Raw genomic sequence first — 15,107 nt, 5'->3', positions numbered from 1 at the left:
TCGGCGCCCCGAGTGCGGCGCGGGTCGACTGTTATAAGACGTTCGGCTGTTTTAAAACAATGGGGCCGCGTTCGAGCGTGCCCTTTACGTGAGGGTACGCCGCCGGGCAGGCAAACGGGAGTATCGCTTTCCTACAAAGTGTTGGCGCTTTATTACAAGCCGGTAACATTGGCCTGACGGGCAAGCGTCAGCGTGGCGACGAGCCCGCCGGCGGGATGATTGGCAAGCGTAATATCGCCGCCGTGAGCGCGGGCGATGTGGCGGGCGATGCCGAGCCCCAAGCCGCTGCCGCCGGTGTGGCGGCTGCGCGAGGCTTCCAGGCGCACGAACGGCGAAAAGACCCGGTCGAGCTGTGAATCCTCGATGCCGGGGCCGGCATCTCTAAGGCGAATCGTCACGCGCTCCGGGGCGTCGATGATCTCGACCCGGGCGTGCTGGCCGTAGAATACCGCGTTCTCCAAAAGGTTCGAAAGACAGCGCTTGATCGCCAGCGGCTTGACCACCAAAGGCGCGGCCTGGCCGGTGATCTCGACATCGCCACCCTGCAAACGAAGCTCCGTGGCGAGATGAAGCGCCAGCGCCCCGATATCCGTGGCCACCGGCGCCTCGTGCAGGTCGAGCCCTTTGACCGAGGCCAGCGCCCCCTTCACCAGCTCGGAAAGCTCGTCGAGCGAAGCGCAAAAGCGCTCACGCTGGCGCGGGTCGTCGAGCATTTCAGCGCGAAGGCGCATCCGGGTAATCGGGGTTTTCAAATCGTGAGAGATCGCTGAAAAGAGCCGTTCGCGCTCCTCGACCTGATCGCGGATGCGCCGCTGCATGCGGTTGAACGCCGCCGCCGTGGCGGCGACTTCTCTCGGGCCGCTCTCCTTGAGCGGTGGACTGTCCAAATCATCACCGAGCTGGCGTGCGGCCCTCGAGAGTCGCGCCAACGGCCGAGTGGCGCTTTTGATACTTAAAAGCGAGAGCCCCAGCACGCTAATCAGCACCAGAATCCCCACCAGCAGGCGCTCCTCGGACAGCCAGGCACTGGCATTGAAAATGTCCGGCACGCCGAGCAGGGTGGCGACATAGAGCCACATATCCGGGGCGAGTTCGAGCTGTACCACCAGAATCGGCGGCGACAGCGGCTCCATCAAGAGACTGTGCTGGCCCCAGCGCGGCGGCAGATCATGCAGCAGCACCTCGTTATTGAAAAGGCGCAGGGTGTCCGGGCGCGAGAACTCGACGACGACATCGTCGATGGCGAGCTCGCGGGTCAAAATGGTGTGGACGTTGTCCACCACCAGCGCCTTTTCCGGGCCGTCGCCAATATCGATCACCGGGATGCGCCGCTCGTTGACGCTGACGAAAAAGCGTGTGCCGCCCATGTTGCGCAGCTGGTCGAGCACGATATGGCGATAGTCCACCGGCAGCGAACGAAAGTACTTCATGGTCGAGGCGATGCTTTGCGCCATGTTGTTGGATAGCTCGTCGAGCTGTTCGAGCTGGCTGGCGCGCACCTGAGCGCTCCAAAGCGCGTAGCTGCCCGCCTGGGCCGCCAGCACCCCGGCGATCATGATGATCACGAAGCGCCCGCGAAGCGTGGCCGGAAGCAGGCGTTGAAGAAGCCGTTTCAGCGTCATCACCCGACGGCATCGACCCGGGCGGTGAGCACGTAGCCCGCCCCGCGCACGGTACGAATCAGTTGGGAGTGCTGGGCGTCCTCGCCCAAGCGCTGGCGCAGTCGGCAAACGTGAACGTCGATGGAACGATCCAACGGCGGCGCGTCGCGCCCGCGGGTGAGCGTATAAAGATCGTCCCGGGTGATCACCGTCGCCGGGCGCTCGAGAAATACCTGTAGAAGCTGAAAGTCGGCGCCGGAGAGCGCGACCAGAACGCCGCGCTCGTCCGTCAGCTCACGGGTGGTGCGGTCGAGCTGCCAGGCGCCGAAGCGTACTACCCGGGCGTCTTTGACGCTGGCCGGCGCCGGGGCGTGTGCACGGCGCAGTACCGCCTTGATGCGTGCCAGAAGCTCGCGCGGGTTGAACGGCTTGGCTACGTAGTCGTCGGCGCCGAGTTCGAGACCCAGAATGCGGTCGGTGTCATCGCTACTGGCGGTGAGCATGATGATCGGCAGATCCCCCTGGCGGCGCAGGCGGCGGCAAATGGCGAAGCCGTCGTCGCCGGGCATCATCACGTCCAGGATCAAAAGGGTCGGCGTGCTCGTCTCGAGCGCCTTGAACAGCGAATCGGCACCGTCGGCGGTCTGTACCCGGTAGCCGTGGCGGCCCAGATAATCCGCCAGCAGCTCGCGGATCTCCGGATCGTCGTCGACGACCATGATGCAGTCACTCGATGTGGTCATGATAAGCGGGTTCCGGCTCATTATCGTTGGGCCACGATAATGGTGGAGAGCCCGGTTCATCACAAGCGGCTATCGACCAAGGTGGTAGACGCCTTGGCCCGCTCTGAGCGCTGCAAAGCGCTCGCAGGCCGTTGGATTCTCATATGCAATCACCTTCATATAACTATTGGCTAGTTGTGGCGCGCCGCGTCTTAAAATTAACTGAAGCGGCGCTGGGGTGCCCTTCACTACGGCAACAATAGGCACAACACTTCATAAAGGCTGCTCGACCGCTCGTCTTTTAACAACAATCAAGGATTACGAATGAGTACTGCCACTACCGCCAGTTCCGCCGGGGCACGCCCTGGCTTTTTCGAGCGCGAAAACACCATCGCCGGTCCAGGGTTCAACCGCTGGCTGGTGCCGACTTCCGCGCTCGCGATTCACCTGTGTATCGGCATGGCCTACGGGTTTTCGGTGTTCTGGATTCCCATGTCCACCCTGCTGCCCTCCACCGAGACCGCTGCCAGCTGTGGCGATATCGGGCTCTTGCAGGCACTAACGACCACGACCTGCAACTGGGCGGTGGGGCATGTGACCTATACCTTTGGTATTTTCATCGCCATGCTGGGTATCTCCGCCGCGCTTTGGGGGGCTTGGCTCGAGCATGCCGGGCCGCGCAAGGCCGGCGCCATCGCCGCGCTCTGCTGGGGCGGGGGGCTGGTGCTGGGCGGGGTTGGCGTGATGACCCACCAGCTGTGGCTTTTGTATCTGGGCTGCGGGGTACTCGGTGGCATCGGTCAGGGGCTTGGCTACATCACGCCGGTCTCGACGCTGATCAAATGGTTTCCCGACCGGCGCGGCATGGCCACGGGTTTTGCGATCATGGGCTACGGAGGCGGCGCCATGGTGGGCGCACCGCTGGCCGTATGGCTAATGGGGCTGTACGCCGACAACGGCGGTAACGGTGTCGCACTTACTCTGATGACAATGGGCGTCATCTACTTCATCGTCATGAGCGCCGGCGCTTTGAGCTTTCGCGTCACGCCCAACGGCTGGAAGCCACAAGGGTGGCAGCCCTCGCCCAAACAGCAGAGCAACACCATGATCACCCAGGGTCACGTTCATCTGCGCAACGCCTGGAAAACCCGGCAGTTCTGGCTGATCTGGTCGGTGCTGTTCTTGAACGTCACCGCGGGCATCGCGGTCATCTCGATGGCAAGCCCCATGCTTCAGGACGTTTTCGGTCCTGCCCTGTTAGGGCTCGAGAACACCGGCGCTGCCTTGACCGGCGCTCAGAGCGCCGCCATTGCCGCAGCCGCTGCAGGGCTGGTGGGGTTGATCAGCCTGTTCAACAGTGTCGGTCGGCTGTTCTGGGCCTCGCTTTCGGATAAGCTCGGGCGCAAGAACACCTACTACGTCTTCTTCGTCCTTGGGATTATTACCTACTGCTCGCTGCCCACCTGGGGGCACTGGGGCATGGCCGGCATGTTCGTCATCGCCATCTGCGTGATCTTGAGCATGTACGGCGGCGGCTTCGCCACGGTGCCGGCGTATCTTGCCGATATCTTCGGCACCCAGATGGTCGGCGCCATTCATGGCCGCCTGCTCACCGCCTGGACCGCTGCGGGCCTGATCGGCCCGATCGTGATCACGCTCATTCGTGAAGCCCAGCTCGACGCAGGCGTTGCGCCGGCGCTGGTGTACGACCGCACGCTCTACATCATGGCCGGGCTGCTGGCCGTGGGGCTCGTATGTAATAGCCTCGTGCGCCCGGTCGATCAATCGCTGCACATGTCAGAAGAAGAGCTGGCTCGCGAACGCGCCTTGCAAAACGAAGCGAGCGTGTCGAGTGATGCCCACCAGGCCGCCCGGGGGCGTTTCGGCGCGCGCGGCGTGCTGGCCTGGCTTGCGGTCGGGGTGCCGTTTTTGATCGGGCTCTATATCGCGCTGGCGAAGGCCGCCGCGCTCTTCTAGACCACAGTTCTAGACCAGAGTCGCCATCCGCCCGGGCTCTGATCGCCTAGAGCCCGAAACGCTCGCGCAGAAGCTCGGCCACCCCCGCTTCGTGGTGGTGGCCGATCTGACACCCGCGCCCTAGGCGCCCGGCCATCTCCGGGTGGGCGTTGGCCATGTAATGCGCCTCGCCGGCAAGTGCAAGCATCTCCACGTCGTTCAGGTTGTCGCCAAACGCCAGGCACTCGTCGGCGCTCAGGTTCAGGCGCTCGAGCAGTGCGGCAAGCGCCACGCCCTTGTTCACCCCACCGGCCATGATCTCGAGCGAATTCGGCGTGGAGTAGGTGACGTGCAAGTGATCCCCGCCGATTTGGCGAACGCTCGCCTCGATGCGGGCGAGCTCGCTTGGATCGCCGCCGTACAGCACCTTGCCGATACCGTTGACCGGCATCTCGTCGGCGGGGACCACCTGATAGACGAAGCCGGTCGCGGCGTGCATCGCCAAATGCCCCGGCGACTCGGAATCGATATACCAGGCGTCGTCCAGGTAAAGGCTCAAGCGCACGTTGGCCGGCCGGTCGAGGTTGATCAGCGCCCGCGCCTTATCCGGGTCGACGTGGTGGGCCGCGAGCAGAGTGTCGTCCGGGGCGTGGGTGTAGGCGCCGTTGCTGCTGATCAGGTGCATCGGCACGTCCAGCTCGTCGCGAAACACTTTCATGTCGCGGTAGTGGCGCCCGGAGGCGAGCGTGAGCTGGTGGCCCTGCTCGGTGAGCGCGCGCAGCACCTCGATGGTGCTTTCGTGCAGCACGTGATCACTGCCCAAAAGCGTTCCATCCAGGTCGGAAACAATCAGCCGGGGGGTCATGGTGGCTCCTTGGTCGAGGGCGTTAACGAGAGGGTTTATTGAAGGTTCTGGTCAGATGTTCGCGCGCGTCAAACGGCTGGCAAGCTTAACCGATTATCAAAGGCGCGGGTAAGTCATTGACCTTGCGAGCCCCCGGCGATATCGACTCGCTGGGCAATTGGCGCGGTGGGCGGGAATCCGTATAGTGGCAGGCTACTCTCGCCAACTGATTGAACTCATGCTGCAAAATAACTCCGTGCTGGCTCAGCTCAAGCAACAGATTCGTGACACCACGCCGCGCGCCGAAGGCGTGATCAAGGGCACCGAGAAAGGCTTCGGCTTTCTCGAAACCGACGGCGGCGACTCCTACTTCGTGCCGCCCCCCGCCATGAAAAAGGTGATTCACGGCGACCGGGTCGAGGCGGTGATTCACGAAAACGGCGACAAGAAATCCGTCGAGCCGGAGAAGCTGATCGAAGCCGGCCTCGACCGTTTCGTTGCGCGCGTGCAAAAGCGCGAAGACCGCCTGGCCGTGGTGCCGGACCACCCCTCGATTCGCAACGTCATCAAGTCGCGCATCAAAAACAGCCTCGACGAATCGACGATTGCAGACGGCGACTGGGTCGTGGCACGTCTGGTGCGCCACCCGCTGAAAGAGAACGACCGCGGCTTTTTCGCCCAGATCGATGAGCTGGTGGCCAAGGCCGACAACCCGGCGGTGCCCTGGCGCGTGACGCTGGCCCGTCACGCGCTCGAGCAGGCAAGCCCGGAGGCCGGCAGCGACTGGCCGCTGCGTGAGGAAGGCCTTGAGCGTGAAGACCTGACCAGTGAGCCCTTCTTCACCATCGACGGTGAAAAGACCAGGGACATGGACGATGCGCTGCGCATCACCACCCGCGACGACGGCGGCTGGGATTTGTCGGTGGCGATCGCCGACCCGACGGCCTACGTCGACGAAGAGCACGCCGCGGATCTGGAAGCGCGGGTGCGCGCCTTCACCGTTTATCTGCCGGGCCAGAACGTGACCATGCTGCCCGAGCAGCTGGCCGACGATCTCTGCTCGCTGTGGGAAGGTAAGACACGCCCGGCGCTGGCCTGCACGCTGACCGTCAACGCTGACGGAAGCCTGGGCGATTACCGCTTCTTCGCTGCCAACGTGCAGTCCCACGCCAAGCTTGCTTATGATCGGGTCTCCGATTGGATCGACGGTGAAGGCGACTGGGCCCCGGCGGATGACATCGCCGAGCAGCTCAAGGCGCTCCAGGCGCTGACCGAGGCGCGCACCGCTTGGCGTAACGCGAACGCGCTGGTGTTCAAGGATCGCCCGGACTACGTGTTCGAGCTCGATGAAGCGGGCAACGTGCTGGCGATCAACACCGAAGAGCGCCGCATCGCCAACCGCATGATCGAAGAGTCGATGATTGCCGCCAACGCCTGCTGCGCAGATTATCTGGCCGCCAACATCGGCCACGGCATCTTCAACGTGCACCGCGCGTTTGAGCCGGAAAAGGCCGAAGCCGCTCAGGAGTTCCTCGCCGGTCAGGAGATCGAAGTGGCCCTCGAGGCGCTGACCGAGCTCGACCACTACAAGGATCTCAAGCGCGCGCTCGAATCCCGCGACGACGCTTGGCTCGACGCCCGCCTGCGCCGTTTCCAGGGCTTTACCAGTATGTCCGCCCAGCCCGGCCCGCACTTCGGCCTGGGGCTGGCCGCCTACGCCACCTGGACCTCGCCAATTCGTAAGTACGGCGACATGGTCAACCACCGCTTGATCAAGCGCGTGTTAAAGGGCGAGCAGGCCCCGGCCGAAGCGAGCCAGGCACTGACCGAGCAGCTCACCGAGCGCCGCCGGCTGAACCGCATGGCCGAGCGTGACGTGAAAGACTGGCTCTACGTGCGCTTTTTGACTCCGGCGGCCCAGAACCAGGACGTTTTTGAGGCCGAGATCATGGCGATCAACCGCGGCGGCATGCGCGTGCGCCTGCTGGCCAACGGCGCCACCGCCTTCGTGCCGGCGCCCTTGATGCACGCTGACCGCGACAAGGTCGTGATCGACGACAAGGAAGGCCGCATCCAGATCGAGAGCGAGGAGCGCTACAAGCTCGGCGACGCCCTGCGCGTTCAGCTCGTCGAGGCCCGCGAAGAGACCCGCTCGCTGGTGGCCAAGCCCGCCGCCTAAACGGTGTTGAAACGCGAAAACGGCGGCGCCCCAGGGCGCCGCCGTTTTTTTATATCCTGACACTCGCCTCGTCGGGTCAGGTCGTTGCGTGGCGAGACGGCTTCGAAGCCGCCGGGTCGTTTTCTGCGTTGCTACGCTGGGCGAAGAAAAAGCGCAGCATTTCGCGGCTCGCCTCTATCCCTTTGGGGTCGGTATAGCTTCCCGCCGCGCTGCCCCCGGCCCAGGCGTGGCCGGCGCCGTGCAGCGTCCACTGCTCCAGCCTGCCCCCCCCTTGATCGTCGCGATGTACCCGGCGCGTATAGCGCTGGCCGGCGCCGGACGCCCCCTGCTCGGTCGTGGCGCTAAGCCGGCTCGCGGCGTACTGGGCCACCACACGCTCGGCATTTTTTGGATGCACGGTGGTGTCGCGGTCGCCGTGGAAAACGATGGCCGGCACGCGGCACTCCTGCCGTTTAGTGACGGCGGTGGCGCCCTGCCCGCCCTGCATCGCGGCCAGCGCGTCCGGAAGGCTTTTGGCAACGCCGTGGGGCAGCCCCGAGTGCACGCCTACGGCGGCGAATAGCTCCGGATAGGTCATGGCCAAGGTGGTCGCCATGGCCGCGCCTGCGGACAGCCCGGCCACGAACACCCGCGAGCCGTCAAGATGATAGGCGTCCAAAACCTGGCGCGTCATGCCCGCTAGAAGTTCGGGCTCGCCGCCGTCGCGCGCCTGGTCCTGGGCCTTGAACCAGTTCCAGCACTTCGAGGTATTGGCGCTTGCCGGCTGGGCCGGGTAAAGCACGCAAAACGTCTGCTCTTCGGCCAATTGGTTCATGGCGGTGCCGGCGGCGAAGTCGTCCGGGTTTTGGGTGCAGCCGTGCAGCATGACCACCAGCGCCATCGGCTGACCCTGATAGCCGCTCGGCGTGTAGAGTTTGTAGTCACGTGCGCCGACGCGGTTGGCGAAGCGCCCGGCGGTGAAGGTGCCGGGGGTGGCCGGCGCCAGGTGCTCGGACGCATCGTCAGCACTCGTCGCGCCACCTTTCATACTGGCCCACTGCTGGCGCCAATCAAAGGCGTGGGGCTGGCGCGGTGCTTCGAACGGCTCGAAGATGCGCGCCTTCACCTCGCAGGTGCTATCAAACACGTTACCGGTTTCAGTCGACGCGGGCTCGGGGTCGTCGGCGCCAGGCGCGCCCCCTTGCAATACCCGCATCGCCTCATCGAGCTTTCCGGCGCGGGTAAGCCGCGTCGCTTCTTGCATTCGCTGGGTACGGGTTGCGTCGATCATGATCGATACCTCAAGGATACATCGATGAATACATCAGTGAATGCGGCCTGACAGCGCCGCCTTGACCGCTTTGCTGGCATGCAGGGCGCCGAGCACCACGACGGACTCGATCGTCGCGGCGGCAAGCTCCGGGGTGACATCGTCGGCGATCGTCGCCATGCCGAGCACCTGGATCTGCAGGGTTTCACCCGCCGCCTGCAGCGCTTCCAGATCCGCCCGGCTGTAGTGCGTAAGCCCCAGCACGAAGGCCTTGCGCGACACGGTCTGCTTGACCACCTCGGCGTGGCTTGCCAGTTGGTTACGGATTGCCGTGCGGATCAGGTCGGTGCGATTGGAGTAAAAGCCCTCCTGAACCAGCAGATCGATCTGCCCCAAATCGACCACGCCCAGATTGATGGTGATTTTTTCGCTGGTGTCGCCGGTCTTGCGGCGCAGCTCGTGAACGCTCATAAAAAGCCCCTCTCCACGTTAAAGATGGCGATAGGAATCCATATACCATCCGCATGGATGTTATATTAGGCTCAATCAAGCAATAAGCAAGATCTTTCGGTGTAACGGCGGTAATGAAACGAGCTCGATGCGACAAGCGACAAGCGACAAGCGACACCGCTGTCGCATAACTGACTTGTTTTCTCGCTAGGCTAAGCGATCACTATCGCCGGCGGAGACGACCTTGCACATTGCCGACATCACCATGTTTCACGCCCCCGCCAGCGGCGGCGTGCGTACCTACCTGCAGGCCAAACACCGCGTACTGCAAGCGAGCGGCGTTCGCACTAGCCTACTGGTGCCCGGCGCCGAGCGAGACAGCCTGAGCGATCGCCATACACTGCCCGCGCTCAACCTGCCGCTGGGCCAAGGCTACCGCTTTCCGCTACGCCGGGGACCCTGGCGCGAAGCGCTCGTCAACCTTGCACCGAACGTCATCGAAGCCGGCGACCCCTACGTGACCGCCTGGGCCGCGCTCGAGGCAGGCCAGCGTCTTGGCGTGCCGGTGGTGGGCTTCTACCACTCGGACCTGCCCCGGCTGATGGGCGACCGCTTCGGCCACCGCGTACAGCGCCGCCTGATTCGCTACGTGACCGATCTCTATAACCGTTTCGACAGCGTGCTCGCGCCCTGCCAGGCCATGGCGGATCGCCTTTGCGACTGGGGCGTGAGTGACGTGCGTGTTCAGTCGCTGGGCGTGGACCTCGAGCGCTTTCATCCGCGCCACGCCGACCCGGGCCTGCGAACGCGCTACGGGATCGCCGAGCACAAGCGGCTGCTGATTTTCGTCGGGCGCTTTTCGCGGGAGAAAAACATCGACGTGCTGCTCTCGACCATGAAGCACCTGGGCGATGAGTATCATCTTCTGCTGATGGGCCCGGGGATGCCGACGCGCGTGCCCGCCAACGTCACCAGCGTGAGCCGCTGCTGCGGCGCTTTCGAGGTGGCGGCGGCGCTGGCCGCCAGCGACGCGCTGCTGCACGCCGGCACCCGCGAGACGTTTGGGCTGATCGCCCAGGAAGCGATGGCCAGCGGTCTGCCGGTGGTAGGCGCGCGCGCCGGGGCGCTGATCGAGAACGTGCCGCTGGGTGGTGGCGTGTTATGCCCACCGCTCGACCCCGACGCCATGGCCGATGCCTGCCGAGCACTGTTCGATAACGACATCGCGGCAAGCGGCCGCTACGCCCGCCACTTCGTCGAGCGCCGGTTTGGATGGGAAAGCGTTATCTTCGATCTGCTTGGCCACTATCAAGCGCTGACCGGCGAGCAACGTCATGCTCCTTCCCGCGCTCTCGGCCGCTAAGCCCGCCCGGCGCCTGCGTGTGCTGCCGGTGGTTTTGCTGCTGGCGGCCATCGTCGCGCCCCTGGTTTTGGTCCTGCTGGCCGGCGGGCGCGAAGCGCTTGTATACGCGAGGGCTTTTCCAACGGGCCTGCTGAGCCTCATGGTCGTCATTGCCGCGTTGTGCTGGAACATCAACGCCCTTCGGCTACGCCTGATGCTGGGTATTGCCACGCTGAATCAGCGCAGCGCGCTCGGTATCGAGCTTGCGGCCAAGTTCGCGCTTTGCGCCACGCCAGGCGGAAGCGGCGGCCCGGTCACGCTGCTGGCACTGCTTTCCAGGCGCGGCGTGCCGCCGGCCAAAGGCACCGCGGTGTTTTTGATCGACCAGGGCTGCGACTCGCTCTTTTTTCTGAGCATGCTGGGCGTGGCGGTCGCAGCCTCGCTCACCGGTGAGACGCGCTGGCCCCATCAGGGGCTGATCGAGGCCGCCCTGCTGGGTCTGGGAGTTTTGATCACGGTCTTCGCGCTCGTGATTATCTATCTGCCGGGGCTTTTGCGCCTGCGCCCTAAATCGAGACCGCACGCTGTCCGGCGGCGCTGGCTGGCGAGGCGGCTGCTGCGCGGCCGGCGGGCGCTGGCGATGACGCTGCGCCTGCCCAAACCCACTCTTGCCGCCATTTTGCTGCTGACCGCGCTTCACTGGGTGCTGCGCTATAGCCTTCTGTTCATCGCGGTGATCGGTGTGGGCGGGCAGGCGGACTGGCTCTGGACGTTCATGGTTCAAATGCTGGCAATGGCGGCCAGTCAGCTCAGCTTTTTGCCCGGTGGTGCGGGTGCGGCGGAGCTGGGTGTGGGCACCCTGCTGCTGCCCTTGATGGCTCATGAGCAGGTGGCGGCGGCGGTGCTGGTGTGGCGGCTTGTGAGCTATCATCTGTATCTTGCCGTGGGGGCGCCGGTATTTTTGCTGCTGGGCGCGCGCTGGCTCAAACGGGCTTAAACGACGCTCGATAAAGAGCCAACGGCCAGACACTAAAAAGGGCACCCGAAGGTGCCCTTTTGACGTACGCGTGAACCGAGCGGCAACATTTACCAGCCGGTCGCTTCCTTCAGCGCGTCGCCGATTTCGGCCAGCGAGCGAACGGTTTTGACACCCGCCGCTTCGAGAGCGCCGAATTTGTCGTCCGCAGTGCCTTTACCGCCGGAGATGATCGCACCGGCGTGGCCCATGCGCTTACCGGGAGGCGCAGTCACGCCCGCGATGTAGGCAACGACCGGCTTGGAGACGTTGTCCTTGATGTAGGCCGCCGCTTCTTCTTCCGCGGTGCCGCCGATCTCGCCGATCATGACGATGGCTTCGGTTTTCGGGTCCTTCTCGAACATCTCGAGGATGTCGATGAAGTTGGAGCCCGGAATCGGGTCGCCACCGATGCCCACACAAGTGGACTGGCCGAAGCCGTGATCGGTGGTCTGCTTGACCGCTTCATAGGTCAGCGTGCCCGAGCGAGAGACGATGCCCACGCGGCCCGGCTGGTGGATGTGACCGGGCATGATGCCGATCTTGGTCTCACCGGGGGTGATGACACCGGGGCAGTTCGGGCCGATCAGGCAAACGCCGAGCTCGTCGCATTTTACTTTCGCGTCGAGCATATCAAGCGTTGCGATACCTTCGGTGATGCAGACGATCAGCTTGATACCGGCATTGGCGGCTTCAAGGATGGAGTCCTTGCAGAACGCCGCGGGTACGTAGATGACGCTGGCTTCGGCGCCGGTTTCCTCGACCGCTTCGGCAACGGTGTTGAAGACCGGAAGGCCCAGATGCGTTTGGCCGCCTTTACCCGGCGTTACACCGCCGACCATTTGCGTGCCGTAGGCAATCGCCTGCTCGGAGTGGAACGTGCCCTGGCCACCGGTGAACCCCTGGCAGATGACCTTGGTGTTCTTGTCGATCAGGATACTCATTACTTGCCCTCCGCTGCTTTGACGACCTGCTGAGCGGCGTCGCTCAGGCTGGTGGCAGCGATGATGTTCAAACCGCTGGAGGCCAGCTTCTCGGCACCCAGCTCGGCGTTGTTACCTTCCAGACGCACGACGACCGGTACGTTGACACCGACCTGCTCGACCGCACCGATGATGCCTTCCGCGATCATGTCGCAGCGCACGATGCCGCCGAAGATGTTGACCAGTACGGCCTTGACGTTATCGTCAGACAGAATGATCTTGAACGCTTCAGCTACGCGCTCTTTGGTCGCGCCGCCGCCAACGTCAAGGAAGTTGGCCGGCTTACCGCCAGACAGGTTGACGATGTCCATGGTGCCCATCGCTAGGCCCGCGCCGTTGACCATGCAGCCGATGTTGCCGTCGAGCGCTACGTAGTTGAGCTCCCACTTGGCCGCATCCGCTTCGCGCTGGTCTTCCTGGCTCGGGTCACGCATTTCCTGCAGGTCCGGATGACGGTACAGCGCATTGCTGTCGAGGCCGAGTTTGGCGTCGAGGCAGTGCAGGTTACCTTCATCGGTAATGACCAGCGGGTTGATTTCCAGAAGCGCCAGATCCTTGTCGTGGAACAGCTTGGAAAGACCCAGGAAGATCTTGGTGAACTGCTTGATCTGGTCGCCTTTCAGGCCCAGTTTGAAAGCGAGCTCGCGCGCCTGGTAGGGCTGCGCGCCGACCAGCGGATCGATCTCGGCTTTCAGAATCTTTTCCGGCGTCTCTTCGGCGACGGTTTCAATGTCGACACCGCCTTCGGTGGAGGCCATGAAGACGACACGACGGCTGGTGCGATCGACGACCGCGCCCAGATAGAGCTCGTCGGCGATGTCGGTGCAGTTCTCGACCAGAATCTTGGCAACCGGCTGACCTTTTTCGTCGGTCTGGTAGGTGACGAGATTCTTGCCCAGCCACTGCTCGGCGAACGCCTTGGCTTCTGCCGGGTCCTTGATCAGCTTGACGCCGCCCGCTTTACCGCGGCCGCCTGCGTGAACCTGAGCCTTGACGACCCACATTTCACCGCCGATTTTTTTGCACGCTTCTACCGCTTCTTCCGGCGTGTCCACGGCAAAGCCCTTGGATACCGGCAAGCCATAATCGGCAAACAGCTGTTTGCCCTGATACTCGTGAAGGTTCATCGATTCATGCCATTGGTTGCATGTGACTCGAACGATGGCCGATGCCGGGCACCGGCCATCCCCGTGCCTCGCTCCGAAAACCGGTCGAGGCGTTGCGCCACCTTACAGTGGCGCCTGGTTATTACACCGTCTGGTTATTACACAGCCCGGTTGTTACACAGTTTTGTTAGTGAGCGCCGTCACGGACTTACTTGCGCTTTTTGCGGTTCGCCATGTGAATGGCGTGCCCGTCCACAGCCAGTGCGGCTTCGTGTACCGCTTCCGACATGGTGGGGTGGGCGTAGCAGGTCAGCGCCAGATCTTCGGCACTGGAGCCAAATTCCATCGCGATCACGGCCTGAGCGATCAGCTCGCCGGCGTGCTGGCCGACGATGTGTACGCCCAGAATGCGATCGGTTTCGGCGTCGGCGATCACCTTGGCGCTACCTTCGGTGGCGTTGTTCGCCATGGCGCGGCCGCTAGCGGCAAACGGGAAGGTACCGGTCTTGACTTCGATGCCCTTGGACTTGGCATCCTGCTCGGTCATGCCTACCCAGGCGACTTCCGGGGCGGTGTAGATGACACACGGAATGGCGTCGTAGTTCATCTCGGCTTTGTGGCCGGCGATGATGTCCGCCACCATGATGCCCTCTTCCGAGGCCTTGTGCGCCAGCATCTGGCCGCGAACGCAGTCGCCGATGGCGTAAACGCCCGGCACGTTGGTGCGGCACTGGTCGTCGACGAAAATGAAGCCGCGCTCGTCGAGTTCGATGCTGACGTCGTCGGCGATCACGCCCTTGGTGTAGGGGCGACGGCCGACGCAGACGATCAGCTTGTCGAAGGTGATTTCCTGCTCGCCGTCACCGTCGGTGTACTTGACGACGACTTCGTTGTCCTTCACTTCCGAGCCGGTGACGCGGGCGCCGAGTTTGATGTCCAAACCCTGCTTTTTCAGCAGTTTCTGGGTTTCCTTGGCGACGGTGGTGTCGACCATCGGCAGGAAGGAATCCATTGCTTCGAGCACGGTGACTTCAGAACCCAGACGGTTCCAAACGCTGCCAAGCTCAAGACCGATGACGCCGGCGCCGATCACGCCCAGACGCTTCGGCGCGTCCTTGAATTCAAGCGCGCCGGTGGAGTCGACGATCAGGTCGTCGGTCAGCGGCGTCGGCGGGATTTCGACCGGCACGGAGCCGGCGGCGATGACGATGTTGTCGGCCTCAAATTTGGTGGCGTTGCCGTCCAGGTCGGTGACTTCAACCTGGTTGTTGGCAACGACCTTACCGGTACCGTCGATCGCGGTGACGCCGTTGGCCTTGAATAGACCAGAGATGCCGCCGGTCAGGTTCTTAACGATCTTGTCCTTGCGGGCCATCATCTTGGTGACGTCCATGGAGACGTCGCTGGCCTGAATGCCCAGATCGTCGAAGTCGTGCTTGGCTTCGACGTACTTGTGCGAGGCTTCCAGCAGCGCCTTGGACGGAATGCAGCCCACGTTCAGGCAGGTGCCGCCGTGAACCACGTTGCCTTCCTTGCCCTGCCACTTCTCGACACAGGCGACTTTCTGACCCAGCTGGGCGGCGCGAATGGCGGCTACGTAGCCACCGGGGCCGGCACCGATAACGATTACATCAAACTTGTCAGCCATGTTGGCTCCTTT

The 15,107-nt window shown here is 63.5% G+C and carries 12 protein-coding genes; 4 read left to right on the top strand and 8 right to left on the bottom strand.

Annotation, left to right across the window (positions count from 1 at the left end; all coding sequences use genetic code 11):
- Positions 1–152: 152 nt before the first annotated feature.
- Both MQW23_RS04895 and MQW23_RS04890 read right to left on the bottom strand, forming a co-directional pair.
- Positions 153–1,622 carry an ATP-binding protein gene (locus tag MQW23_RS04895; RefSeq protein WP_252106688.1) on the bottom strand — a complete coding sequence of 490 codons (1,470 nt, stop codon included), beginning with the start codon at positions 1,620–1,622 and terminating at the stop codon, positions 153–155.
- The gene (locus tag MQW23_RS04890; protein ID WP_252106687.1) at positions 1,622–2,344 is read right to left on the bottom strand and encodes a response regulator; all 723 of its coding nucleotides are present in this window, start codon (positions 2,342–2,344) and stop codon (positions 1,622–1,624) included. Before MQW23_RS04890 ends, MQW23_RS04895 begins: the two co-directional genes overlap by 1 nt.
- Positions 2,345–2,647: 303 nt before the next feature.
- Here MQW23_RS04890 and MQW23_RS04885 point away from each other — a divergent pair, with 303 nt between their 5' ends.
- Positions 2,648–4,300 carry an OFA family MFS transporter gene (locus tag MQW23_RS04885; protein WP_252106686.1) on the top strand — a complete coding sequence of 551 codons (1,653 nt, stop codon included), beginning with the start codon at positions 2,648–2,650 and terminating at the stop codon, positions 4,298–4,300.
- Between the two features lie 46 nt (positions 4,301–4,346).
- Here MQW23_RS04885 and MQW23_RS04880 read toward each other — a convergent pair whose 3' ends face one another.
- Positions 4,347–5,144, bottom strand: coding sequence for an HAD family hydrolase (locus tag MQW23_RS04880; protein WP_252106685.1), 798 nt, complete (start codon positions 5,142–5,144; stop codon positions 4,347–4,349).
- A 217-nt stretch (positions 5,145–5,361) separates the two neighbouring features.
- Here MQW23_RS04880 and MQW23_RS04875 point away from each other — a divergent pair, with 217 nt between their 5' ends.
- The gene (locus tag MQW23_RS04875; protein WP_252106684.1) at positions 5,362–7,302 is read left to right on the top strand and encodes an exoribonuclease II; all 1,941 of its coding nucleotides are present in this window, start codon (positions 5,362–5,364) and stop codon (positions 7,300–7,302) included.
- Between the two features lie 76 nt (positions 7,303–7,378).
- Here MQW23_RS04875 and MQW23_RS04870 read toward each other — a convergent pair whose 3' ends face one another.
- Both MQW23_RS04870 and MQW23_RS04865 read right to left on the bottom strand, forming a co-directional pair.
- Entirely contained in the window at positions 7,379–8,572 is a 1,194-nt protein-coding gene (locus MQW23_RS04870; protein ID WP_252106683.1) for an extracellular catalytic domain type 1 short-chain-length polyhydroxyalkanoate depolymerase, read from the bottom strand.
- Positions 8,573–8,605: 33 nt separating this feature from the next.
- Positions 8,606–9,022, bottom strand: coding sequence for a ribbon-helix-helix domain-containing protein (locus MQW23_RS04865; protein ID WP_252106682.1), 417 nt, complete (start codon positions 9,020–9,022; stop codon positions 8,606–8,608).
- A 223-nt stretch (positions 9,023–9,245) separates the two neighbouring features.
- Here MQW23_RS04865 and gpgS point away from each other — a divergent pair, with 223 nt between their 5' ends.
- Both gpgS and gpgF read left to right on the top strand, forming a co-directional pair.
- The gene (gene gpgS / locus MQW23_RS04860) at positions 9,246–10,364 is read left to right on the top strand and encodes an N-acetylglucosaminyl phosphatidylglycerol synthase (protein WP_252106681.1); all 1,119 of its coding nucleotides are present in this window, start codon (positions 9,246–9,248) and stop codon (positions 10,362–10,364) included.
- A complete protein-coding gene (gene gpgF / locus MQW23_RS04855) occupies positions 10,336–11,340 on the top strand; it encodes a glucosaminyl phosphatidylglycerol flippase (RefSeq protein ID WP_252106680.1) in 1,005 nt (334 codons plus the stop codon). Before gpgS ends, gpgF begins: the two co-directional genes overlap by 29 nt.
- A gap of 89 nt (positions 11,341–11,429) precedes the next feature.
- Here the strand turns inward: gpgF and sucD are convergent, their stop codons facing one another.
- The 3 genes from sucD to lpdA all read right to left on the bottom strand — a co-directional run bounded on the left by sucD (position 11,430) and on the right by lpdA (position 15,095).
- Positions 11,430–12,302 (bottom strand): succinate--CoA ligase subunit alpha, encoded by an 873-nt coding sequence (gene sucD / locus MQW23_RS04850; RefSeq protein ID WP_252106679.1) that lies wholly within the window; start codon positions 12,300–12,302, stop codon positions 11,430–11,432.
- On the bottom strand, positions 12,302–13,468 hold the full coding sequence (gene sucC / locus MQW23_RS04845) for an ADP-forming succinate--CoA ligase subunit beta (RefSeq protein ID WP_252106678.1): 1,167 nt from the start codon (positions 13,466–13,468) through the stop codon (positions 12,302–12,304). The genes sucD and sucC overlap by 1 nt, the downstream gene beginning before the upstream one ends.
- Positions 13,469–13,655: 187 nt before the next feature.
- A complete protein-coding gene (gene lpdA, locus MQW23_RS04840) occupies positions 13,656–15,095 on the bottom strand; it encodes a dihydrolipoyl dehydrogenase (RefSeq protein ID WP_252106677.1) in 1,440 nt (479 codons plus the stop codon).
- Positions 15,096–15,107 lie beyond the last annotated feature (12 nt).

This window comes from Halomonas sp. S3-1-1, assembly GCF_023757625.1.
GTDB lineage: Bacteria > Pseudomonadota > Gammaproteobacteria > Pseudomonadales > Halomonadaceae > Vreelandella.
This window is presented reverse-complemented; position numbering and strand designations above follow the sequence as displayed.